1 protein-coding gene is annotated in these 590 nt (G+C 68.1%); it reads left to right on the top strand.

Translation table 11 applies throughout. The annotated features are described in order from the left end of the window. Positions 1–557: ISL3 family transposase (locus ACQRCA_RS08465; RefSeq protein WP_427719896.1), on the top strand; the 557-nt coding region annotated here is incomplete at its 5' end. Between the last annotated feature and the right edge of the window lie 33 nt (positions 558–590).

Here is a 590-nt window from a genome sequence, read left to right as displayed (position 1 = left end):
GCAAGCGCGGCAGGCCTGCCAAAGGCGAGCTGCCGCCCGAGGAGGTCAGGGCGCTCGAGGAGGAGGCGGCCTCCATCAAGGGCAGCCGCTACGCGCTCGTGAAGAACCCCGAGGACCTCACCGACGGCCAGAGGGCGAGGCTCGAGGCGCTCAAGAAGAGGGCCGGCTCGCGGCTGGTCAGGGCCTGGGAGCTCAAGGAGGACCTGCGGGCCGTCTTCCGGGCAGCCGACGGCTCCGAGGCCGCCGAGCTGCTCGACGACCGGATGCACAGGGCCGCCTACTGCAAGATCGCCAAGGTCGTCGCCGTGGAGAAGAAGGTGCGCCGCCGGCGCGACGACATCATCGCCGCAGTCGAGCTCGGCATCAGCAACGGGCGCGTAGAGGCCATCAACAACAAGATCAAGGTGGCGGTGAGGATGGGCTACGGCTTCCGCAACACCGACAACCTCGTGGCCCTGCTCATGCTCAGGTGCGGCGACTGCCAGCCCCAGCTCCCGGGTCGCCCGGTGAAGGCGAGGAAGAAGGGCGTGAAGGGAGCGAAGAGCGTTGCTGCCTAGGCTAGCCCCTTGTCACACAAACTACCGAAGCCT

Source organism: Collinsella sp. SGI.095, from assembly GCF_050314535.1.
In the GTDB taxonomy this organism is placed as follows: domain Bacteria; phylum Actinomycetota; class Coriobacteriia; order Coriobacteriales; family Coriobacteriaceae; genus Collinsella.
This window is presented reverse-complemented; position numbering and strand designations above follow the sequence as displayed.